A 20,925-nucleotide genomic window follows, 5' to 3' on the forward strand; every position below is an offset into this window, starting at 1 on the left:
GGCTCCTTTTATTATTTTTTTCCTGCTCTAAATAAAAAATCTTTCTCTTCTTGTGTTAAACTTTCGTAACCAGACTTGCTGATTTTATCTAAGATAGTGTCAATTTTACGCTGTCTAGAAGTTGATACTTCGTTTTCTGAAGCACGTCCTTTTGATTTATGAACTGTTCTTAAAGGAGTGTCTTCTTTTGACTTCATAAAATTAGTGAAATAATTTAAGATGGCTTCAAACCATTTGCCAATATCATTTCCTTTTTCTAATTGTTTTGCATAAATGAATCCAAAAACAGCACCGCTTAAATGTGCTATAGCTCCTCCATTGTCTGGATTTGCTAATTGCAATATACTCATAGCAACCCAAATTGCAGCTAATACCCATAATTCTACACTACCAATAAAACGTAACTTTAATGCATATCTTGGAACTTTAGTAGCAATAGCAACAAATATGGTACTAACAGCTGCTGAAGCACCGCCTAAAGGTGCACCGCTTTTAGCAGCAAAATAATTAAAGCTTAAAAATGCTATTGCACCAACAATAGCACCTAAAAAGTAAAAATTAAGAAATTGTTTTTTTGTAAAAAAATCTAAGAATAGATTACCTATATAATAGAGTACAAGTAAATTGGATAATATATGAAATAGCCTTTCGTGAATAAAAGCGTACGAAATAAGTGTCCAAGGTTTGAATAAAAAGTCATCTAAATTTGATGGTAATGCAAACCATTGTATAATAAATTCACTTTTAAAGGCAATTGAAAGTGCAGTAATTAAAAATAAGAATACATTTACGTAAATTATTTTTTCTACGGTATTTGCTTTGTAAAAAGCGTGTTTTATGTCGTTTATTATATTCAAGTTAATTCCAGCGTTTAAATTGGTTTTGTTTCCAATACCAAGCAATTAAAAATCCGATTAAAGCACCACCAACGTGTGCAAAATGAGCTACATTTCCAATAGAGTATTTTGTCATTCCAAAAAATAAATCTCCTAAGATAATTGCAGGAATAAAATATTTTGCTGCAATTGGAACTGGAAAAAATATCAATGCTAGTTTAGCATTTGGAAAACTCAGTCCAAAAGCAACTAAAATACCATAAACGGCACCCGATGCGCCAACTGCTGGCGTATGGTATGTTGCATAAAATTCATTCAGTTTAGTCTCAGAAAGCGTTTCTAAAATACGGTTATTATAACTTCCTGTATTTAATATATTTTGAATATCTGTACTAGATAATCCCATTCCAATTAGTTGGTCGTACACTCCATTAAATTGATAATAATTTACCAATGTATAAATAACTCCTGCTCCCAAACCTGCAGAAAGATAGAAAAATATAAACTTATTTTTCCCCCACATTTGTTCTAAAGGTGTTCCAAAAGCCCACAAACCGTACATATTAAAAAGAATATGTGCAAATCCACCGTGCATAAACATATGCGTTGCAAATTGCCAAAAGCCAAATTTTTCATTTTCAGGAAAATGAAGTGCAAACATACTTTGTAAATTAAACCCTTGAATAAGTTGAGGTGCAATAAATAAAATAACATTTATTATTATAAGGTGCTTAACGGCTTCAGTAATTCTTCCCATAATTTTAAATTTTTAGCAGCGTATTAGTTGTTAAACTTTCTATCAATTTCATCAATATTTATTGTTACAAAAGTAGTTTTTCCAAAGGGAGATAAATCTGGTTGTTTACAAGAAAATAGCTTATTCACTAATTCTTCTTGTTCTCTTAAGTCTAATTTATTTCCTGTTTTTATAGCTAAAGTTTTCGCTAAACTTTTAGACATAATATCTAGTTGGCTAAAACTTGTTTCTGGAACATCATTTTTTATATCTTCTAATAATTGTTCTATAATTATTGTTATCTGGCTTTCAACAATAGTTACAGGTATTCCTTTAATAATAATAGTATCATCTAATATTCTATCAAAAAGAAAGCCAATATTTTCTAAATCTTCTTTAATATTTTTTATTAATTCAATATCTGATTTATTAAATGAAATTTCTAAAGGAAATAATAATTGTTGACTCATTGCTTCCTTAACGGTAATATTTTCTAAAAATTCTTCATACAAAATACGTTGATGTGCTAGATTCTGATTGATATAAACGATTCCAGATTTTATACTACTTACAATGTATTTATTATGAATTTGATAAGTTTTACTGTTTGATGAAGTTTCAGAAAATAGAGCAGAATTAATGGTTTCAGATTCGACTTCTATATTGTCAACATTTATTCCAGTATACAAACTTTCCCATTTCGAAGTATTTTCTTTTTTATAAGGATATTTTAAAGTGCTTTTTTCTTCAGATTTAAAAGGATTAAAATTTGGATCTACTTGTACTTTTGGAGTGCTAGATTTTTTATTTTTAAACTCGTATGGAGTATCAAAAGAAGCACTTCTTTCAAAATCTAAAACCGGAGCAACATTATATTGTCCTAAACTATGTTTTATAGTGGAACGTAAAATTGCATATAATGTTTTTTCATCATCAAATTTAATTTCAGTCTTTGTTGGATGAATATTTATGTCGATACTTTTTGTTGGAACCGTTAAAAACAAAAAATATGTTGGGTAATAGCCTCCAGAAAGTAACTTTTCAAATGCACTTGTAACGGCATGATTTAAATAGGCATTTTTAATAAATCTATTGTTCACAAAAAAGAATTGTTCACCTCTTTTTTTCTTTGCAAATTCAGGTTTTGTTACAAATCCGTTAATCTCAACAACATCGGTTACTTCGTTAATTGGAACTAATTTTTCATTGGTTTTTTTACCTAATATAGCAACAATACGTTGACGTAAATTGCTAGAAACTAGGTTGTAAATTTCACTTTCATTATGGTAAAATGAAAAAGAAATTGTTGGATGTGCTAATGCTACACGTTGAAATTCGTTTACAATATGACGGGTTTCAATAGTATTAGATTTTAAAAAATTTCTGCGTGCTGGAATGTTGTAAAATAAATTTTTAACTGCAATAGAAGTTCCTGTAGTAGTTGCAATAGTTTCTTGTGAAACTAAGCTACTTCCTTCAATCTTTATTGAAGTACCTAAATCAGTATTTTCTTGTTTTGTTTTTAATTCTACATGTGCAATTGCAGCAATAGAAGCCAATGCTTCGCCTCTAAAACCTTTAGTATGTAAATTAAATAAATCTTCTGCTTTTTTAATTTTTGAAGTTGCGTGACGTTCAAAACTAAGTCTGGCATCGGTTTGGCTCATTCCTTTGCCATTATCGATTACCTGAATTAATAGCTTACCAGCTTCTTTAATTAGTAATTTAATATCTGTTGCATTAGCATCAATCGCATTTTCAAGTAATTCCTTAACTACAGAAGCAGGTCGTTGAACAACTTCTCCAGCTGCAATTTGGTTTGCAACATGGTCAGGTAAAAGTTGAATAATATCTGACATTAAAATAATTTATGTAATTCAAAAATATAGGCTACAATACCTACTAAAATAGCAATTATAATTGCCAATCTTAAATTTGTGCTTTTATCTGTAGCGCTTCTTTTATTTTTAACCCAATCGTTTTTTAGATTGCTTTTAGAAATAGATATTTTAGGAATATTTCCTTCTTCATCTTCTTTGGATCCGTGGTATTTTTCCTCTAACTTTTGCAAACGTTCTTTTCGCTCGTTATAATAACGAGGTTTATAATCAAAAACATAATGTGCACGAGGCTTAAATAATTTACCAAACATAAAAAATGGGTTCTACAGTAATTCTCAAAATTACTGAATTATAAAGTTGTGGTCAAGTTTTTTAAAAAAGAAGCGTGTTAAAACTCTCTTAAAGCTGCCATTTTTATTGCAGCAACAGCACTTTCTATACCTTTATTTCCGTGTTTTCCACCAGAACGGTCTAGAGATTGTTGCTTTGTATTGTCAGTTAACACACAAAAAATAATTGGAATATCGTATTTAATATTTAAATCTTTAATTCCTTGCGTAACACCATCACACACAAAATCGAAATGTTTTGTTTCACCCTGAATTACATTTCCAATGGCAATAATGGCATCTACATTTTGAGTTTCAATCATCTTTTTACAACCAAAAATAAGTTCAAAACTACCTGGAACATCCCATTTTATAATATTATCGTTGGTTGCTCCGTTTTCAATAAGGGCTTGTACTGCACCTAAATATAAGTTTTCAGTAATATCTGGATTCCATTCAGAAACAACAATCCCAAATCGATATTTCTTCGCATTTGGGATTGTAGCTTTATCGTAATAAGATAAATTAGTTGTTGCCATTACAACTTAGTTTTTTGATGCAAATGTTGCTTTGTTAATATAAATATCTATATTTTTTGCTTCCGTTGCATTAGGAAATTCTTCTTTAATTTGATTAAAAATATCTAAAGCTTTACTGTAATTTTCTAATTCCATAGCTGTATTACCGGCTTTAAATAAATATAAAGGAGTAGAAAAGTTATTTTCTCTTAATTTTGCAGCTTTTAAATAATAATCTAACGCTTCTTTAGGTTGATTAATATCAGCAAAAGCATCTCCAATAGCACCTTTAGCGGTTGGTCCTAATAATTCATCATCTGAAGAAAAATCTTCTAAATAATCAATTGCTTCTTTGTAATTTTTTAATTTTAAGTAAGAAATACCAGCGTAGTAGTTCGCTAAATTCCCTGCTTTTGTACCACTAAATTTATCAGCAATATCAACAAAACCATATTTTCCATCAGCACCTTCTAAGCCTAAAACTAATAAAGAATCAACAGAAACAGAAGTTGTTAGTGCATCTTCAAAATATGCTTTTGGAAAAGCCAATTCGTCTGCAGCAACTTTTTCTTGTGGTGCTTTTACAAATTTTTGATATGCCAAATAACCTAAAATACTTGCAACAATTAAACCTATTACAATAAAGATCGTTTTTTGGTTTTTTATTACAAATTGTTCTGATCTTGATGCCGTTTCATCTAATGTATTAAATACTTCAGCAGTTGTAGAATTAGTTTCTATAGCACCTTGAGTATTTTTTGCTTTATTCGGTTTCTTTTTATATGTTGCCATTTGTTGTAAAATTTGTAGGCGCAAAAATAGAATTTTTAATTGGAAAGTAAAAATGCAATTGTGTCTAAATTTTCATTTATTTTGAATAATTTTAAACTTTATAAAAAATTAGATGCATTTACAAAAAATTACATTAGTTAATTTTAAGAATTTTGAATCGCAAAGCTTTGATTTTGAGAATAAGATCAATTGTTTTGTGGGTAATAATGGTGTGGGTAAAACCAATTTATTAGATGCTATTTATTATTTATCTTTTGCAAAAAGTTACTTTAATCCGGTGGCTATTCAGAATATAAAGCACAATCAAGAGTTTTTTATGATTCAGGGAGAATATCTTTTAGATGAAAAAATAGACACAGTTGTTTGTAGTTTAAAGCGCGGAAATAAAAAAGTTTTAAAACGCAATGGAAAAGTTTATGAAAAATTTTCTGATCATATTGGACATTTGCCATTAGTAATTATTTCTCCAGCAGACAGAGATTTAATTATTGAAGGTAGTGATATTCGTAGAAAATTTATAGATAATGTTATTTCACAATCAGATAAAGACTATCTTCAAATTATTTTAAAATATAATAAGGTATTGGCACAGCGAAACTCACTTTTAAAATATTTTGCTGCAAATAGAACTTTTGATGCTTTAAATTTAAAAGTTTATGACGAACAATTAAAAACCTACGGAACTGTAATTTTTAAAAAAAGAAGTGTCTTTTTAGATGCTTTTATTCCAATTTTTAGAAGTAGGTATCAATCAATTTCTAATAGTAAAGAAGTTGTAGATATGTTCTATAAATCTCAATTAAAAGATGGTGATATAGTTGAATTACTTGACAAAAATTTAGAACGTGATCGCGTATTGCAATATACAAGTGTTGGGATTCATAAAGATGATTTAATTTTTGAAATTGATGGTTATCCAGTAAAAAAATTCGGTTCACAAGGGCAACAAAAATCATATTTAATTGCATTAAAATTAGCGCAATTCGATTTTATAACATCGAAATCTAATATAAAACCAATTTTATTGTTAGATGATATTTTTGATAAACTGGATGATCTACGCGTAGAGCAGTTAATAAATTTGGTGAATAACGATCATTTTGGACAATTATTTATAAGTGATACACACGAAGAAAGAACAGAGGAAGTTGTAAAACGAACAAAACAATCTTACAAAATATTTAAATTATAATGGCAAAAAGACAAAACGAATTTCATTCAATTGAAGATTTAATGAAAGATGTTATTAAAGAGAATAAACTTACAAAAGGAATGCATCAATTATCTGTTACCGAAGCTTGGGGAAAGCTTATGGGACAAGGTGTAGTTTCTTATACAAATAAAATAGAATTGCAACGAACTACATTAATTGTAGGGTTAAAGTCTTCTGTTTTAAGAGAAGAATTAAGTTATGGAAAAGAGAAAATAATTAAAATGATGAATGAAGAATTAGGTGAAAAATTAATTTCTAAACTAATTTTGTGTTAAAAAAGAGGCTGCTTAAAAAGTTTTTAAAACTAACGAAACAGCCTTTATTGAGCTTTTATTAAAAGAAATTTCCTGAAAAAACCTCCCTGCCAGAAAAATGAAAAGCACTTTCAATGGCAGCATTTTCATCGCTATCAGAACCGTGAATTGCATTATTACCGATAGATTCAGCATATAGTTTTCTAATAGTACCTTCAGCAGCTTCAGCTGGGTTTGTAGCTCCTATTAAAACTCTAAAATCTTCAACCGCATTTTCTTTTTCTAATATTGCAGAAACAATAGGTCCACAAGTCATATAATCAACCAGTTCACCAAAAAACGGACGGTCTTTATGAATTTTATAAAATTCTTCCGCACCAGCTCTTGTTAATCTAGTCATTTTCATAGCTACAATTTTAAATCCAGTAGCATTTATTTTTTCTAATATTGCTCCAATATAACCTTTGTCAACCGCATCAGGTTTAAGCATTGTAAATGTTCTATTTGTTGCCATTTTAATTTAAGTTTATTTTTTTAATTGGCGCAAATATAGTATTTTATAGACAAAGTTCTGTTATTTATTATACCTCTGGCTAAAGGTTTCATAAACAATATTAGTTTCTCCTCTCATTTCCATAACAACCGTATTTGTATTAAAGTTAAACTTTAAAATTCCAAAACTTTTTTCAGACACTACATTATCAACTCTAAATTTATTGGGTTCACCTGTAAAATTAGAATATGAATGAGTAAGACCACTAGAAGTAAAATCAATTAATGGGTAGGTTATTCCTTCAACTTCTTTTTTTGAAATTTCAGAAATGTGTCTATCACCAGAAAGAATAATAGTGTTTTTGGCGTTAGTAGTTTTAATTAAGTTTTCTAACTTAGCTACTTCATGAGGCATATTTCCCCAACTTTCATAACCATGTTCAGCAGATAAAAACTGAATGCTGCTTACAATAATATTAAATTGTGCTGTTGAATTTTTTAGCTGTTTGTGTAGCCAATCCCATTGTTTATTGCCCAAAATAGTTCCGTCTCCATAGTTGTTAGGTTTGTATCTCTTTTTGGTTTTTGTATCGAGTGTTAAATTTGTTCTAAAATAACGAGTATCTAATAAAATAACCTTTATTCGGTTATTATTAACGTTAAAGTCTTTGGCAAAATAGATGCCTTTTTGTTTTCTTCGTTCATCGTTTTTAGCAACATTTAAAAAATCTAAAAACAATTGTTGCGCTTCATTTTTTTTAGGGTATTCGACACCACCATCATTTGCACCGTAATCGTGATCATCCCAAGTTCCAAGTATTTCAACTTTTTTTGCAAAATTAGAATAGTTAGTGTCTTTTTTTTGCTTTAAATAGTTTTGCTGCATATAAGACATGTCTTCCGTATCTGAGTAAATAATATCACCTCCCCATATCCAAATGTCTGGATTTTGTTTTTGAATTTCTTTCCATAATACATTTTCTAATACCTGGTTGTTACATGAGCCAAATGCAATGGTGAAATTGGCGTCTATTTTTTTATTCTTGCAAGAAGTAAAAGTTAATGCTATTATTAAAATGATTAAATTATGTTTCATTAGATTTAATTTTGGGACTAATTTAAGGAAATATGAGTATTATAATGAAAAAAAATAAGTTATTAAATTGTATATTTGCAGCTTATGAATGTTAGAGAAATTATCGAAATAAAAGAATTATTGTCAACACCTAAAAATATTGTGATTGTTCCTCATAGAAATCCTGATGGAGACGCTATTGGCTCAAGTTTAGCAATTTATAATTATTTACAAAAAGAAGGCCATAACGCAACTGTAGTTGCTCCTAATGATTATCCAGATTTTTTAAAATGGTTGCCAAATTCTAAAGAAGTATTAAAATTTGATATGCAAAATAGACAATCTAAAAAAGCAATTGAAAAAGCTTCAATTATATTTTTATTAGATTTTAATGCCTTACATCGTGTTGGTTCAGATATGGAGAATACCTTAAATGAATTTGAAGGTGAATTTATTATGATAGACCATCACCAAGAACCAGATTCAGTTGCAAAGTATTTGTTTTCAGACACTTCTATTTGTTCCACCTGTCAAATGGTGTATCATTTTTTAGAAAAATTAGATGCTATTGATGAAATAGATGCACCAATTGCAACTGCGTTATATACAGGTATAATGACAGATACTGGGTCGTTTAGATTTGCATCAACAACAAGTACAACCCATAAAATTATTGCCGATTTAATAGATAAGGGAGCCAACAATGCATTAATTCATAATAATGTTTACGACACAAATTCTTATGGGAGGTTGCAACTATTAGGTCGTGCTTTAACTAACTTAACTGTTATAGAAAAATTAAAAACAGCATATATTATATTAACACAACAAGATTTAGACGATTTTAATTATCAAAAAGGAGATACAGAAGGTGTTGTTAATTATGCATTATCTTTAGAAGGCGTAATTTTTGCAGTAATTTTTATTGAAGATATAGAACAAAAAATTATTAAAATTTCTTTTAGGTCTAAAGGTAGTTTTTCAGTTAATAAATTTGCAAGAAACCATTTTAATGGTGGTGGACATGATAATGCAGCGGGAGGAAGGTCTGAAATTTCTTTAGAAGCAACTGTCTCTGAATTTTTAAACGTATTACCCGAATATAAAATCGAATTGTTAAATTCTTATGAAGCATAGTTTTTTTAGCTTTTTATTAATTTTATGTATCGTTTCTTGTAATAATCCAGAGGCAAGAAAACCTATATTAAGAAAATCTTCTTCAACAATGGAGCAGTCTATTTCATTTAATAAAGCCTTAATTACAGCAGAAGAAAATGCTTTTGAAAATTTAGTAAAACAAGATTCATTAAGTACTTATATTGTTAGTAATTATGGTTTTAATTATAAGTATAATATAAAATCAGATACTGGTTATTTTCCAGAAACAGGAGATGAAATCGTTTATTCCTTCGAAATATATGATATAAACATGCAACTTATTTATGATGAAAGCCAACTAGGCGTTCAAAGATATATTGTAGATAAACAAGAAATTGTTGAAGGATTAAGAGAGGGACTAAAATTAATGAATGTTGGAGACAATGTAACTTTTTTGTTTCCATCTCATAAAGTTTTTGGATATTTGGGCGATCAAAACAATATTGGTATTAATCAACCATTAATATATAAAGTTCAATTAATTAAAATAAATAAAAAAAATGAAAGTAATTAAATTCTTATTTCTAAGTGCAATTGTAATTTCACTAACATCTTGTAACAATCAGGCAAGTAATTTAAAATCATTAGACTCTGAAATCGATTCTGTAAGTTATGCTTTAGGATTGGATATGGGTGTTAAAATTAAAATGAATTTTGATGATATTAATCAAGATGCTTATATGCAAGGAGTGAAAAATGGAATTGATTCAACAAATATGTTGTTAGATGCTAAAGATCTTAACACAATAATTAATTCTTATTTTCAAAAAAAGCAGCAAGAAAAAATGAAAGAGCAACAAGAAGCTGCTGCAAAAAAAGCAGAAACAGATTTTGCTGAATCTAAAGCCGCAGGTGAAAAATTCTTAGAAGAAAATAAAACTAAAGATGGAGTTGTAACTACAGATAGTGGTTTACAATATATTGTAATGAAAGAGGGAAGTGGAGAAAAGCCAGTAGCAACTTCAAAAGTAAAAGTTCACTATCATGGTACTTTAACTGACGGTACAATATTCGATAGTTCTGTAGATAGAGGAACTCCTTCAGAATTTTTTGCAAATCAAGTAATAAAAGGGTGGACAGAAGGTTTACAGTTAATGCCTGTTGGTTCAAAATACAAATTCTTTATTCCTCAAGAATTAGGATATGGAGCTACACCAAGAGCAGGAGGAAAAATTAAACCATTTGATGTATTGGTATTTGAAGTTGAATTATTAGAGATTGTTCAATAATAACAATTAACATGAGAATATTACAGCTAGTTGTAATCTTACTATTTTTATCCATATCAGCTTGCAAACCAACTAAATATACAGACTTAGAAGATGGGATGTATGCTGATATGGTAACTAATAAAGGTACAATTTTATTAAAACTTGAATTTGAAAAGACCCCAATAACGGTGGCTAATTTTGTTTCATTAGCAAATGGAACTAATAAACAAGTTACAGATTCCTTAAAAGGAATTAAATTTTACAACGGGCTAACTTTTCATAGAGTACTCAATAATTTTATGGTTCAAACAGGTGATCCTTTAGCAACAGGTTCTGGTGGTCCTGGATATAAATTTATTGATGAGTTTCCTAAGGATATTGAAGGTGATTTAATTTTAAAACATGATAAGTCTGGTATTTTATCTATGGCAAATTGGGGGCCTCCAAACACTAACGGGAGTCAGTTTTTTATAACACACAAAGACACACCTTGGTTAGATGGTAAACATACAGTATTTGGAAACGTATTAAAAGGACAAGCTGTTGTTGATTCTATAGTTCAAAATGATACTATTAAAACACTTGATATTATTAAAGTAGGAAGGGCCGCCAAAAAATTTAAGGCTGCTAAAATATTTGATAGTTTTTATGTTGATTATGAAAAGCAATTAAAAGCAACTCAAGAAAAAATTGAGACGACAACTGCAAATGCGTTACAAAGATTTACCGAGAATAAATTAAAAGCTACAGAATTATCTTCGGGTCTTAAAATTTTTATAACCGAAACAAAAAACGGTGAAATTCCTGCAACTGGAGCTAAAGTTAAAGTTGCTTATGCTGGTTATTTTTCAAATGGTAAATTATTTGATACAAGTTATAGTGAAGTAGCAAAAGCTTATGGAACTTATGATGAAAATAGAGATAAAAAAAATGGATATGCTCCGTTTTCAACTGAATATGGGCCAGAAGCTCGTTTAATTTCGGGTTTTAGAGAAGGGTTACAGCAATTAAAAATTGGTGATAAGGCAATACTTTTTATACCCGCTCATTTAGGGTATGGTGCACAGGGAGCTGGTAAACTCATTCCTCCAAATACTGATTTAGTTTTTGAAATAGAACTGGTTTCGCTCGATACATCAAATAATTAATAATACAATTTAAGTATTTAATGATAGATTCAATTATTGATAAAGATATTGAATTACTAATTTTCCTAAATAATTTAGGAACAACACAATGGGATGGTTTTTGGCTTATTATAACAAATAAGTTTAGTGCCATCCCATTATATATTTTACTGCTTTATCTTATATTTAAATATTACGGTTTAAAAAGAACAGTAGTTTTAGTGCTCTTTGTTGTGGTATTAATAGCTGTTTCAGATCAAACTAGTAATTTGTTTAAATATGGTTTTAAAAGATTAAGACCTTGCCACGATGAAAATATTGCGCATCTAATTAGATTGGTTAAAGAACGCTGTGGTGGTTTATATTCTTATTTTTCGGCACATGCATCTAACGCAATGGCAATTGCAGTGTTTTTTAGTTTTCTTTTAAAAGATAAAGTAAAATACCTTTCTTATTTTTTAATAATTTGGGCAGTATTTGTGGCCTATAGTAGAATTTATATTGGAGTACATTTTACGTTAGATGTACTTACAGGAGCAATAATTGGGGGGCTTTATGCTACTTTATGTTACAAACTGTTTAAGTTGGTTGATCGAAAATTCTTTACTTAGAATAAATACTTTTATTTAAAGGATTTAAAAATATTAAGAAGAATATTACTCCAAAAGCTAACTCATACAGTTCCCATTTTCTATCTGATCTCATAAAAAGTAGCAATCCTGTACAAATTAAAAAAGCAATGGTTTGATGCCATTGCACAATTGGGACTGCAAATAGGTTCGCTAATTTTCTAATGCCCTCAAATTTTCTGTATAAAAAAGGAGCAATTATTAAATAAATAACGAGAATACCAGTTAATAATTGACTAAAAATTATTTTATTCACCTTTTTCCCATCTACAACTAAGTTGTGTAAGTTTGTTTCTGCTTGTGCATTATTTTCTTTAAAAAACTGCGTTGATTCTATATTAAAAATGCGTTGTCCCCAAGATATTTCCTCTCCAGCACCAAATAAAAACACAAAAGCAATTGCTAAAATCCCCAGTTTCCATAGGTTCTTTTTAAATTCCTGAAGTTTAATAAAACGACTGATTAATAATATACTTGAGCAAAGTAATAGAAAAGCGGTACAATATTCTGCAAAACCATCTTCTTTGGTGTAAAATTCATCAAAATATTCAAGGTCTGTATTTGCATAATAGATACCTAAACCAAATATGAGTATTAAAAAAAAGTAAGCAACTTTGTCGGTTCTTGTGAGCGTTTTCATCTGTAAATATTTTTTAAAGAGTTCTTTTTAAATTTGAAATCTTATTTGTCAAAAGTACTATTTTTTTGATACTAAATAAAACTGTCTTATTAAACGTTCTTTATTTTTTGAGCCTACATTCAGATTATAGGTTTCGGTTAATTTTAAGATATAATTTTCTGATAATTGTGTGGTAATTTTTTTAACATCTTCATTCATAATTAAAATGCCAAAATTAGCTTCCGAAGGGATATTTAATTGTTCATTCTTGTAGATGTCTTTTAAAAATCCGTTGTAATCCCAAAGAAGTTCAGGTGTAATTGCTCCTATAGAATAGGTGTTAATATTATGTTGATTTTCAATAGAATGCAATGTATTTATAGCTTTAAAATCTTCATTTTTATTAATCGATTTTGAAATTGGCAACCCAAATAAAAATATAGAAACCATAAATAAAACGGTTAGGTAAAACACAATTTTAAACTTCTTTGTAACCAAGAACTTTAGAATTAAAACACCAATTATTAAACTAGCAATTGAAGTTAAAATATAATTCAACATATAAGTATTAAAATTGTCTTTTAAAATTATATACAATCCAAATGGTAGCGCAATTGCAGTAACTGCGATCAGTCCAAAATTAAAATATACAGGAATTGTTTCTTTTTTTGATGTTAATAAAGGAAATTTCTGCATTAAATATTGAATATAAAACCCTGTATTTAGTGCTAATGGAATTAATACGGGCATTAAATAGCGCGCCTTCTTTTCAGGGATTGAAGACAATAATATAACAGCAATTATTGTCCACCAAAACGTAAATTTATATACTTTTTTGTTTTGTACTCGTTTTATTAAGTAAGGATATAATAAACTAATAAACGCAGGAATGGTCCATAAACCAGACTGTGTAAAAAAGCTCCAGTAATAATAAAAAGGCTTTACATTATAACTGCTCCAGTTTCCAGTTTCTTTGGTTGCAATTTCTAAAAAAGCTTGAGTATCCACAATTCTAACATATAAGAACCACCAACTTCCAATTGCTAAAAATAATATAACACACAGTACAAAAGGAATTATTTTTGGTTTAAAGTTTTTAAATTTAAAAACAATACCATAAGAAATTAGAAAAGGTAAAAAAACTGCAAATAAAGAAACAGGCCCTTTACTCATAATAGAAAATCCGATAAATATGGAGGCTAAAATTGCTTGTTTCCATTTAGATTGTTCTGCTTCAAAAAATTGATATAGATTATACAATCCTGCAAACATAAATCCGTGTGCAAAAATGTCCCAAGGAGCTTCGTTTATAATTCCAAAAACATAAAAAGAGGTTATTAAAATTAAACTATTCTGGAAACTATGCTTTTTTGAAAGTTCTAATTTTAATGAAAAATAATAACTAAAAATACCTAAAAATAATACCATTAATGCGGCAGGTAGTCGTAATACAAATAAGCTTTTCATGCCAAATATTAATCCAGAAATAGCTGTCAACCATGTTGGTAAAGGGGGTTTTTGGTACCTTGCTTCATCATTCATAGTAGTTAGTAACCAATTGTTGTCTTGAACCATTTCACGTGCCGTAATAAAATTACGTGCCTCCATAATGGTAACATTTGGAACGTCCAAATGGATTAATAACATCAGAACAATTACTATTGATAGTGTTGCAATTGGATATTTTTCTATAGTTTTGATCATTACAAATTAGTTGAAAATATAGATACTTTTTTTATAATTGGATTCTAACTCTTTTAATAATTTCATATTTTCCTTATCAATATTTTTAATTTTTTTATGAGGTATAATTATTAAAAAAGATTTTTTGGAATTTATGTTTTTTGATAAATCTGCATTATTTTCTATAGTTTTTAAACTTCCTTTTGAGTAAAACTGACCCGAATAACTTTTGTTTTCCCAATGATACAAAGGAAGGTTTTTATCACTATTATTTTCAATAAAAAATTTATCAGAATTAATATAAAAAGCTGGTTTTTTTGTAAAAACAGCAGCTGTGTATATAAAAATTGCCAATAATGGAATACTTAAAGCTATTTTAATAATTCTTTTTTTGTGCGTTGTTTCTTCCCAAAAATGTGTTATTAATAAGGCAATTGGAACCATAACAGGCATAATATAAGGGTGAATTAAACTCTTAGAAACAGTAAAAAATATTGGAGTCCATAAAATCCAAAAAAGTAAAAATGCAACCCATTTATTTTTTAATAAAATAGCTTTGTTTTTCCAAACTTTTATTGCAAGAATTTGAATCCAAGGAATTGCAAAAAGAAATAAAAAGACCCAAATCATTCCCATAGGTTGTGATTTTGGAAACCCGTATTTATCACCTTTCCAACCAGAGCTTAAAAAGCGTTTAAAATGTTCACCAACAATAAAATAATTAAAAAAACCAGGTGTTTTTTGTTCTGCTAAATAATACCAAGGTATTGCAACTAAACCTGTTATTAAAATTCCTAAAACCCAAGGAAGTGACTTCCAAACAGTTTTGTATTGTTTAAAAATAACCATCCATACAAAAATTGGAGGCGCAGTTAATATAATTATAATAGGACCTTTTGCTAATAAACCCAGTCCTAAACCAATAAAAAAGAGGTATTTCCAGAAATTTTGTGCTATATTATGGATGCCTTCCCAAAAAGAAATCATTACTAAAGTAACACAAAAAGCCAATGCTGTGTCTGTTGAAACTACACCAGTATGTAATAAAAATTCAGGTATCGTTAATAAAATTAAAGCTGGAAGTAAAAAATCCAACCCTTTGCGTTTTGCATATTTTCCAATTAATAAAACAATTATAATATTTAATAACAAATAGGGAAATCTGGCCGCAAATTCATTAACTCCAAAAATATTAAAACTTAAGGCAGAAAGCCACGTAGATAATGGTGGTTTCGCCCAAAATGGAACTCCGTAATCTATCTGTAAAGTAGTCCAATTGTTAGTTTCTGCCATTATTCTGGCAATTTCAGCATACCGAGCTTCTGTTTTATCCATTAAGGGAATGGCATAATTTAAGAAGGCCCTAATTAAAATTAATATGCTAACCCAAAAAGTATAAGGATTGATTTTTTTTGAGAATAACATCATAATTAAGTTACGTTATTTTTAAGTGGTCTATATGTTTTACGTATTTGATACAAATCGAGCCAAAGTTTAAAAAAATAAGTCATTTTTACTTTAGATTCATCGTAATCTATCCAAGATTTTAAGGGAATTTCTCTAGCAATAACAGACATTTGCTCTTCGTTGTATAGTTTAATGATACGATGAAATATCTCGACATCAAATAACCATTTAGAAATAAATTTTTCTGAAAAAACTTCTTTAGAGAGATCTCTATTAAATATTTTGCAACCACATTGTGTGTCGTAAATATTTAATTTTAATTGGTTAGAAATTAAAGTAGCAATTACTCTACCAATATAATGACGTGTTTTTTTTCGGTCTATTATAGTATCTATTTTTGAAATTCTTGAACCAAAAGCCAACACAATCTCAGAGTTAACATGTTCACTAATTTCAACACATTCTTCTAAAGTTGTTGCCAAATCAGCATCTAAATAAGCAATTTTTTGAAAATTATAGTTTGCGATACAATGCTTAAATCCAGATCTAACAGTTTCTGCCTTTCCCGAATTTTTAACCATAGAAATAGCAGCAACATTATTTTGGAAATTTGATTTAATTTTTTTGAGAACTTGCAATGTATTATCATTAGAACCATCATTTACGAAACAAATCAATACATGTTTATTAGTTTTTAAAAAAGAAGAATAACGTGCTATGTTGAGCCTTTTTTCTTCATTGTAACACGGAATTACAATGCATAATTGAAATGAATCTAGCATTCTTTAAATTGGTTTTAACATGTTTTAATTGCGTAGAAATTATCAAAAATTAAAAATATTCAAGAATTTTTAAATAATTCTAAGAAATTAATGATACAAATATAAAATTTACTATTTAATCTCTTTTCTTAATATTAAAATATTCCTAAAATATATTACGGAGCCCATTAAATGTCCTAATAAAAGTACAGGATCCTTTCTTAAAATAGCGTAAATTAAAATTAAAATAGACCCCATTAAACTCAATAACCAAAAACCGAAGGGTAAAGAGGATGCTTTATTTTTTTCTGAATATAGCCATTGATATACAAAACGTAAAGTAAAAATTACTTGAGCGACACTTCCTAAAATTAGTAGCCATAACGGAATTGCATCGTTTCTAAACAATTTATCAATATCGTATGTATTGTTATTGTAGGAGTAAATCACCAATAAAATAGGAAAAATTAATAAAAACCATTGTAATAATTTTGGTGCTTTATTCCATTGACCTTGTAGCTGTAAGTTTCTAATATAAATAAAATAGGTAAGTGCTTGACCAAGCATTATAGCAAAATCGTTCCGCAAATAACCATATACAAATAATAAAAACGAAGCGATTAAGCTTAATTTCCAAAATAGGGAAGGAGTTAATACTTTTTTACTTTTTTCAGATAATATCCATTGTAAAATTAACCTGCCCGAAAATAATAATTGTGCAAAAAAACCAACAGTGTATATTATCCAATCGCTCATTATCCTTTTTTAGCGATGTTGTAATTAATGTATTTTTTCTTCATCCATAAATATGCAAAACAATCCATTAATGGCCCAATAAGTCGGTTCCATAAACCATATTTTGCTTCGCCTGCAATTCTTGGAAAATGTTGTACCGGAATTTGTTTTATTTTGCCATTTTGCAATAAAATCATAGCTGGTAAAAACCGATGTAAACCTTTAAACATCGGTATGTTTTTAGCATATTGAGTTTTTATAACTTTTAGTGGACAGCCAGTATCGTCCATTCCGTCTTGTGTAAACGAGCGTCTAATTCCGTTTGCAATTGTAGATGACATATTTTTTATGAAAGAGTCTTTTCTATTTGCTCTTACACCGGTAACTAAATCGTAGTTTTCAATTTCTTTTAATAAAAGGTTAAAATCTTCTGGAGCAGTTTGTAAATCGGAATCTATATAACCAACCAATTCTGTATCAACATTTTTAAAACCAGCAGTGATTGCTGCACTTAGTCCACAATTTTTTTCAAAATTAATAAAGTCAAAATCAGAATTGTTAGTGCAAATTTCTTCAATTAATTGTTGGCTATTGTCTTTACTTCCATCATTTACAAACAATACTTTTGTTTTTTTTGAAGCAATTTTAATATAATTAGACAGTTCTTGTTCTACGCGTTTTAAATTGTCTTCTTCATTATAAACAGGAACAATTATTGTAAATTGATAACTCATTATTTATTGTATGATTTTATAATTTAGGCTGAACCTCAAGCTCAATAAAATTTCGGTAAATTTAAAATATTTATTTTGATAAAAATGCAACGCTTTAAATAATGTTTCGTCTTTATAAATAGAAGTAACCAACTAAATGAGTAAAACGTTTTTTTTAACTAACAAGATTGTTGAAGATTGCAAGCAAAACAATCGGAAAGCACAAATGCAATTGTACGATTTGTATTGTGAAGCAATGTTCACCATAGCACTCAGGTATGTGAAAGATAGTTTTGTTGCTGAAGATATGACGCAAGATGCATTTATAAAAGTTTTTAAGAGCATTAAAACCTTTAAAGGTGAAGTTACTATAGGCGCTTGGATTAAAAGAATTGTAATCAATCAATGCATTGATTATTTGAAAAAGAAAAGAATAGAGTTGGTGTCAATTGAAGAAAAAGAACTAACCATTTCGGATGATGCTAATTGGGCAGTTAACGAAGAAGTTACAACAGATATAGTAGTTTCAGCAATAAACAGTTTACCCGAAAAATACAAAGTAGTTTTAAACTTGTATTTAATTGAAGGTTATGATCATCAGGAAATTGCACAGGTGTTAAAAATTACTGAAGTTACTTCAAGATCGCAGTTAATGCGTGGTAAAAACAAATTAAAAAATGAATTAAAAGCGTATAATTATGTCTAAAGATTTAAGAGAAGTATTGAAAAAGAAGCCTATTGGTTCAGAGAAACTCTCAAAAAATCATAGAAGAAATTTTGAAGCAAAACTGAAGAATGAAATGCATACTTCAAGAAATAAAAACTATCAATTTTTAAAAACAGCAGCTTCATTTTTGATACTTATTGGCTTAGGAACAAGTATGTTTTATATTTTAAATTCAACAAAAGACATTCCAGTTGAAACAGCTAGAATTAAAAGTTTAGGAAGTATTTCGCCTGAATTTAGAAATATTGAAAATTACTATTTAGCAAGTATTCAAGCGGAAATTTCTGATTTAAATAAAACTTCAGAAAATAAAGAATTATTAGACAGTTATTTAGAAAAAATTAGTGAGTTGTCATTAGATTATAAGCAATTAACCAACAAGTTAAGTGCAGAAGGCTTAAATGAAAAAAACATTAATGCATTAATCGAAAATTTACAATTGCGGTTAAAATTAATGTATCAACTCAAAGAACAATTAAACGATTTAAAAAACCTTAACAATTCAGAAAATGAAAACATATCTATATAAATTAACAACTTTTTTATTATTGTTTACGGTTGTTATAAACGCACAAACTTTTGATAAAAAAATAAAAGAGAATTTTAAAGTAAACTCTGATGTGGAAATTGTGATAAACGCTTCTTATACAGATGTTGAAATAGAAACTTGGAACAGAAATGAAGTGTCTATTGAAGCAGTTATGGAAGTTTCTGGAGTAAAAAATAGTGAAGCAGATAAATTACTTAAAGAATGGAAGTTTGAAGCGCTAGGAAACAAAAATACTGTTAAAATAAATTCAGCTTCAGGTAATTTGGATTTCAGTTTCAACTTTGATTTTCCTGAATTTGAGATTTCCAATGTTGAAATACCTGAATTTGATTTTAATTTCCCTGAAATTGAACTTCCAGAGATGCCCGAATTTCCTGAAATGGAATTTGATTATGAAGCATATAAAATGGATTCTACGTATTTAAAAAAATATAAAATGCAAATTGCTGAACACGTAGATAAATTTAAAAACAGCGATTGGAAAAAACAATTAGATTCTATGAGAAATTCATCAGAGTTTAAAAAGGCAATGGAAGAATTAAAAAAAGCTTCAAAAGAAATGGCAAAAGAGGTGAAAGCATTTCAAAATTCAGAAGAATTTAAGCAAACAATGTTAGAAGCCAAAAAGTTATTAGAACAAGCCAGACTAGAAACTCTTGAAAATAGAGATGAAATTTTAGAACAAGTAAAATTAACTAAAGAAGTAACTAAAGTTGCAATTGAAGAGCTTAAGAGAATGAAAGATGAGGGTAAATTAGATTCACTTAAAAATTATAGCGAAACTACTTATTTTAACTTGAACAGAGCTCACAATTCAAAAGTAAAAATTAAAAAACACTTAAAAATTAAGGTTCCAAAAAAAGCAACATTTAATTTAAATGTAAGGCACGGTAAAGTAACTATTCCAGAGTCTAATAAGAAAATGTCAGCAAATATGAGCTATGGAAATTTTGTTGGAGGAATTATAAATGGAGAAAATAATGAACTTATGTTTGCTAATTCGCCAGTATCAATTAACTCTTTAATTTCAAGTAATATTACGTTAAAAAATGTTCCAAACTCAGTGTTTGGAACATTTGAAAATGTAAACTTATTTTCAAATTCATCAAATGTTGTAATTCATAAAATTAGTAATAATGTAACTTTAAATCAAAAATTCGGAAATATAATAGTCAATGATATTGATTTAGATTTTAAAATCTTAAATCTAAATTTTGAGTATACAAAAGCAACTATTCCATTAGAAAAAATAGAAGCAAATTATACGTTAGATACTTCAAAAAGTAATATAAATACGGTTTCAGAAAACTCAGATTTTTTAAAAAATGAATTTATGAAAATTTTAAAAAAACATGAAACTAGTATTGAAGGAAGTTTTAAGAGTACTAAAAAAACTGAAAATACTATTAAATTAAAATCTAATTTCAGCACAGTTACTATTATCTAATTATTATTAATCAATAGTTTAATTAAAAATTCATCTTTAAAATTTTATACTGTTAAAACCTTAATAGTATAA

At 28.3% G+C, this 20,925-nt stretch carries 24 protein-coding genes; 10 read left to right on the forward strand and 14 right to left on the reverse strand.

All coding sequences use genetic code 11. The features are described from left to right. Positions 1–11: 11 nt before the first annotated feature. The 6 genes from IEW75_RS08590 to IEW75_RS08615 all read right to left on the reverse strand — a co-directional run bounded on the left by IEW75_RS08590 (position 12) and on the right by IEW75_RS08615 (position 5,052). Complete coding sequence (locus tag IEW75_RS08590) at positions 12–857, reverse strand: rhomboid family protein (RefSeq protein ID WP_134246877.1); 846 nt, start codon at positions 855–857, stop codon at positions 12–14. 1 nt (position 858) lies between these two features. After that, positions 859–1,593, reverse strand: a complete 735-nt coding sequence (locus tag IEW75_RS08595; RefSeq protein WP_134246876.1) for a rhomboid family intramembrane serine protease — start codon at positions 1,591–1,593, stop codon at positions 859–861. A gap of 23 nt (positions 1,594–1,616) precedes the next feature. Next, a complete protein-coding gene (mutL, locus tag IEW75_RS08600) occupies positions 1,617–3,431 on the reverse strand; it encodes a DNA mismatch repair endonuclease MutL (protein ID WP_134246875.1) in 1,815 nt (604 codons plus the stop codon). Then, positions 3,431–3,724 (reverse strand): hypothetical protein, encoded by a 294-nt coding sequence (locus IEW75_RS08605; protein WP_134246874.1) that lies wholly within the window; start codon positions 3,722–3,724, stop codon positions 3,431–3,433. The genes mutL and IEW75_RS08605 overlap by 1 nt, the downstream gene beginning before the upstream one ends. A gap of 77 nt (positions 3,725–3,801) precedes the next feature. Next, positions 3,802–4,281, reverse strand: coding sequence for a 6,7-dimethyl-8-ribityllumazine synthase (gene ribH, locus IEW75_RS08610; protein ID WP_134246873.1), 480 nt, complete (start codon positions 4,279–4,281; stop codon positions 3,802–3,804). A gap of 6 nt (positions 4,282–4,287) precedes the next feature. Beyond that, on the reverse strand, positions 4,288–5,052 hold the full coding sequence (locus IEW75_RS08615; RefSeq protein WP_134246872.1) for a tetratricopeptide repeat protein: 765 nt from the start codon (positions 5,050–5,052) through the stop codon (positions 4,288–4,290). Positions 5,053–5,164: 112 nt separating this feature from the next. Between IEW75_RS08615 and recF the strand changes: the two genes are divergently transcribed. Together recF and IEW75_RS08625 are read left to right on the forward strand one after the other, a co-directional pair. Beyond that, a complete protein-coding gene (gene recF / locus IEW75_RS08620) occupies positions 5,165–6,244 on the forward strand; it encodes a DNA replication/repair protein RecF (protein ID WP_134246871.1) in 1,080 nt (359 codons plus the stop codon). Then, positions 6,244–6,540, forward strand: a complete 297-nt coding sequence (locus tag IEW75_RS08625; RefSeq protein WP_134246870.1) for a DciA family protein — start codon at positions 6,244–6,246, stop codon at positions 6,538–6,540. Before recF ends, IEW75_RS08625 begins: the two co-directional genes overlap by 1 nt. Positions 6,541–6,598: 58 nt before the next feature. Here the strand turns inward: IEW75_RS08625 and IEW75_RS08630 are convergent, their stop codons facing one another. Beyond that, positions 6,599–7,033 (reverse strand): nucleoside-diphosphate kinase, encoded by a 435-nt coding sequence (locus IEW75_RS08630; RefSeq protein WP_134246869.1) that lies wholly within the window; start codon positions 7,031–7,033, stop codon positions 6,599–6,601. A 60-nt stretch (positions 7,034–7,093) separates the two neighbouring features. Beyond that, the gene (locus IEW75_RS08635; RefSeq protein WP_188704021.1) at positions 7,094–8,107 is read right to left on the reverse strand and encodes an alkaline phosphatase D family protein; all 1,014 of its coding nucleotides are present in this window, start codon (positions 8,105–8,107) and stop codon (positions 7,094–7,096) included. 84 nt (positions 8,108–8,191) lie between these two features. Here IEW75_RS08635 and IEW75_RS08640 point away from each other — a divergent pair, with 84 nt between their 5' ends. Genes IEW75_RS08640 through IEW75_RS08660 form a run of 5 tightly spaced genes read left to right on the forward strand, consistent with a single transcriptional unit; the run spans position 8,192 to position 12,193 of the window. After that, positions 8,192–9,223 carry a DHH family phosphoesterase gene (locus IEW75_RS08640; RefSeq protein WP_134246868.1) on the forward strand — a complete coding sequence of 344 codons (1,032 nt, stop codon included), beginning with the start codon at positions 8,192–8,194 and terminating at the stop codon, positions 9,221–9,223. Next, positions 9,213–9,758 (forward strand): gliding motility-associated peptidyl-prolyl isomerase GldI, encoded by a 546-nt coding sequence (gene gldI, locus IEW75_RS08645; RefSeq protein WP_134246867.1) that lies wholly within the window; start codon positions 9,213–9,215, stop codon positions 9,756–9,758. The genes IEW75_RS08640 and gldI overlap by 11 nt, the downstream gene beginning before the upstream one ends. Beyond that, positions 9,745–10,473: a BamJ family beta-barrel-assembly machinery protein gene (gene bamJ / locus IEW75_RS08650; protein WP_134246866.1), complete on the forward strand. Its 729-nt coding sequence runs from the start codon at positions 9,745–9,747 to the stop codon at positions 10,471–10,473. The genes gldI and bamJ overlap by 14 nt, the downstream gene beginning before the upstream one ends. 11 nt (positions 10,474–10,484) lie before the next feature. After that, the gene (locus IEW75_RS08655; protein WP_134246865.1) at positions 10,485–11,603 is read left to right on the forward strand and encodes a peptidylprolyl isomerase; all 1,119 of its coding nucleotides are present in this window, start codon (positions 10,485–10,487) and stop codon (positions 11,601–11,603) included. A gap of 20 nt (positions 11,604–11,623) precedes the next feature. Next, entirely contained in the window at positions 11,624–12,193 is a 570-nt protein-coding gene (locus IEW75_RS08660) for a phosphatase PAP2 family protein (RefSeq protein ID WP_134246864.1), read from the forward strand. Here the strand turns inward: IEW75_RS08660 and IEW75_RS08665 are convergent. The 6 genes from IEW75_RS08665 to IEW75_RS08690 all read right to left on the reverse strand — a co-directional run bounded on the left by IEW75_RS08665 (position 12,186) and on the right by IEW75_RS08690 (position 18,150). Next, positions 12,186–12,851, reverse strand: coding sequence for a hypothetical protein (locus tag IEW75_RS08665; RefSeq protein ID WP_134246863.1), 666 nt, complete (start codon positions 12,849–12,851; stop codon positions 12,186–12,188). The genes IEW75_RS08660 and IEW75_RS08665 overlap by 8 nt on opposite strands. A gap of 57 nt (positions 12,852–12,908) precedes the next feature. Next, the gene (locus IEW75_RS08670) at positions 12,909–14,534 is read right to left on the reverse strand and encodes an ArnT family glycosyltransferase (RefSeq protein WP_134246862.1); all 1,626 of its coding nucleotides are present in this window, start codon (positions 14,532–14,534) and stop codon (positions 12,909–12,911) included. A 6-nt stretch (positions 14,535–14,540) separates the two neighbouring features. Further along, positions 14,541–15,848 (reverse strand): ArnT family glycosyltransferase, encoded by a 1,308-nt coding sequence (locus tag IEW75_RS08675; protein WP_229714419.1) that lies wholly within the window; start codon positions 15,846–15,848, stop codon positions 14,541–14,543. Positions 15,849–15,943: 95 nt separating this feature from the next. Continuing rightward, positions 15,944–16,702: a glycosyltransferase gene (locus IEW75_RS08680; protein ID WP_134246861.1), complete on the reverse strand. Its 759-nt coding sequence runs from the start codon at positions 16,700–16,702 to the stop codon at positions 15,944–15,946. A gap of 111 nt (positions 16,703–16,813) precedes the next feature. Next, on the reverse strand, positions 16,814–17,437 hold the full coding sequence (locus tag IEW75_RS08685; protein WP_134246860.1) for a lipid-A-disaccharide synthase N-terminal domain-containing protein: 624 nt from the start codon (positions 17,435–17,437) through the stop codon (positions 16,814–16,816). Further along, positions 17,437–18,150: a glycosyltransferase gene (locus IEW75_RS08690; RefSeq protein ID WP_134246859.1), complete on the reverse strand. Its 714-nt coding sequence runs from the start codon at positions 18,148–18,150 to the stop codon at positions 17,437–17,439. The genes IEW75_RS08685 and IEW75_RS08690 overlap by 1 nt, the downstream gene beginning before the upstream one ends. Positions 18,151–18,286: 136 nt before the next feature. Here IEW75_RS08690 and IEW75_RS08695 point away from each other — a divergent pair, with 136 nt between their 5' ends. Genes IEW75_RS08695 through IEW75_RS08705 form a run of 3 tightly spaced genes read left to right on the forward strand, consistent with a single transcriptional unit; the run spans position 18,287 to position 20,853 of the window. Beyond that, positions 18,287–18,835 carry an RNA polymerase sigma factor gene (locus IEW75_RS08695; RefSeq protein WP_134246858.1) on the forward strand — a complete coding sequence of 183 codons (549 nt, stop codon included), beginning with the start codon at positions 18,287–18,289 and terminating at the stop codon, positions 18,833–18,835. After that, positions 18,828–19,385: a hypothetical protein gene (locus IEW75_RS08700; protein WP_134246857.1), complete on the forward strand. Its 558-nt coding sequence runs from the start codon at positions 18,828–18,830 to the stop codon at positions 19,383–19,385. Before IEW75_RS08695 ends, IEW75_RS08700 begins: the two co-directional genes overlap by 8 nt. Further along, on the forward strand, positions 19,366–20,853 hold the full coding sequence (locus tag IEW75_RS08705; protein ID WP_134246856.1) for a hypothetical protein: 1,488 nt from the start codon (positions 19,366–19,368) through the stop codon (positions 20,851–20,853). The genes IEW75_RS08700 and IEW75_RS08705 overlap by 20 nt, the downstream gene beginning before the upstream one ends. Positions 20,854–20,925 lie beyond the last annotated feature (72 nt).

Origin of the sequence: Lutibacter litoralis, from assembly GCF_014646675.1 — a bacterium.
In the GTDB taxonomy this organism is placed as follows: domain Bacteria; phylum Bacteroidota; class Bacteroidia; order Flavobacteriales; family Flavobacteriaceae; genus Lutibacter; species Lutibacter litoralis.

Bases quoted from the DNA above. Each gene is read 5' to 3' on its own strand.
- IEW75_RS08595 (WP_134246876.1), bottom strand. From the start codon at position 1,593: ATGGGAAGAATTACTGAAGCCGTTAAGCACCTTATAATAATAAATGTT.
- mutL (WP_134246875.1), bottom strand. From the start codon at position 3,431: ATGTCAGATATTATTCAACTTTTACCTGACCATGTTGCAAACCAAATT.
- IEW75_RS08605 (WP_134246874.1), bottom strand. From the start codon at position 3,724: ATGTTTGGTAAATTATTTAAGCCTCGTGCACATTATGTTTTTGATTAT.
- ribH (WP_134246873.1), bottom strand. From the start codon at position 4,281: ATGGCAACAACTAATTTATCTTATTACGATAAAGCTACAATCCCAAAT.
- IEW75_RS08615 (WP_134246872.1), bottom strand. From the start codon at position 5,052: ATGGCAACATATAAAAAGAAACCGAATAAAGCAAAAAATACTCAAGGT.
- recF (WP_134246871.1), top strand. From the start codon at position 5,165: ATGCATTTACAAAAAATTACATTAGTTAATTTTAAGAATTTTGAATCG.
- IEW75_RS08625 (WP_134246870.1), top strand. From the start codon at position 6,244: ATGGCAAAAAGACAAAACGAATTTCATTCAATTGAAGATTTAATGAAA.
- IEW75_RS08630 (WP_134246869.1), bottom strand. From the start codon at position 7,033: ATGGCAACAAATAGAACATTTACAATGCTTAAACCTGATGCGGTTGAC.
- IEW75_RS08635 (WP_188704021.1), bottom strand. From the start codon at position 8,107: ATGAAACATAATTTAATCATTTTAATAATAGCATTAACTTTTACTTCT.
- IEW75_RS08640 (WP_134246868.1), top strand. From the start codon at position 8,192: ATGAATGTTAGAGAAATTATCGAAATAAAAGAATTATTGTCAACACCT.
- gldI (WP_134246867.1), top strand. From the start codon at position 9,213: ATGAAGCATAGTTTTTTTAGCTTTTTATTAATTTTATGTATCGTTTCT.
- bamJ (WP_134246866.1), top strand. From the start codon at position 9,745: ATGAAAGTAATTAAATTCTTATTTCTAAGTGCAATTGTAATTTCACTA.
- IEW75_RS08655 (WP_134246865.1), top strand. From the start codon at position 10,485: ATGAGAATATTACAGCTAGTTGTAATCTTACTATTTTTATCCATATCA.
- IEW75_RS08660 (WP_134246864.1), top strand. From the start codon at position 11,624: ATGATAGATTCAATTATTGATAAAGATATTGAATTACTAATTTTCCTA.
- IEW75_RS08665 (WP_134246863.1), bottom strand. From the start codon at position 12,851: ATGAAAACGCTCACAAGAACCGACAAAGTTGCTTACTTTTTTTTAATA.
- IEW75_RS08670 (WP_134246862.1), bottom strand. From the start codon at position 14,534: ATGATCAAAACTATAGAAAAATATCCAATTGCAACACTATCAATAGTA.
- IEW75_RS08675 (WP_229714419.1), bottom strand. From the start codon at position 15,848: ATGGATAAAACAGAAGCTCGGTATGCTGAAATTGCCAGAATAATGGCA.
- IEW75_RS08680 (WP_134246861.1), bottom strand. From the start codon at position 16,702: ATGCTAGATTCATTTCAATTATGCATTGTAATTCCGTGTTACAATGAA.
- IEW75_RS08685 (WP_134246860.1), bottom strand. From the start codon at position 17,437: ATGAGCGATTGGATAATATACACTGTTGGTTTTTTTGCACAATTATTA.
- IEW75_RS08690 (WP_134246859.1), bottom strand. From the start codon at position 18,150: ATGAGTTATCAATTTACAATAATTGTTCCTGTTTATAATGAAGAAGAC.
- IEW75_RS08695 (WP_134246858.1), top strand. From the start codon at position 18,287: ATGAGTAAAACGTTTTTTTTAACTAACAAGATTGTTGAAGATTGCAAG.
- IEW75_RS08700 (WP_134246857.1), top strand. From the start codon at position 18,828: ATGTCTAAAGATTTAAGAGAAGTATTGAAAAAGAAGCCTATTGGTTCA.
- IEW75_RS08705 (WP_134246856.1), top strand. From the start codon at position 19,366: ATGAAAACATATCTATATAAATTAACAACTTTTTTATTATTGTTTACG.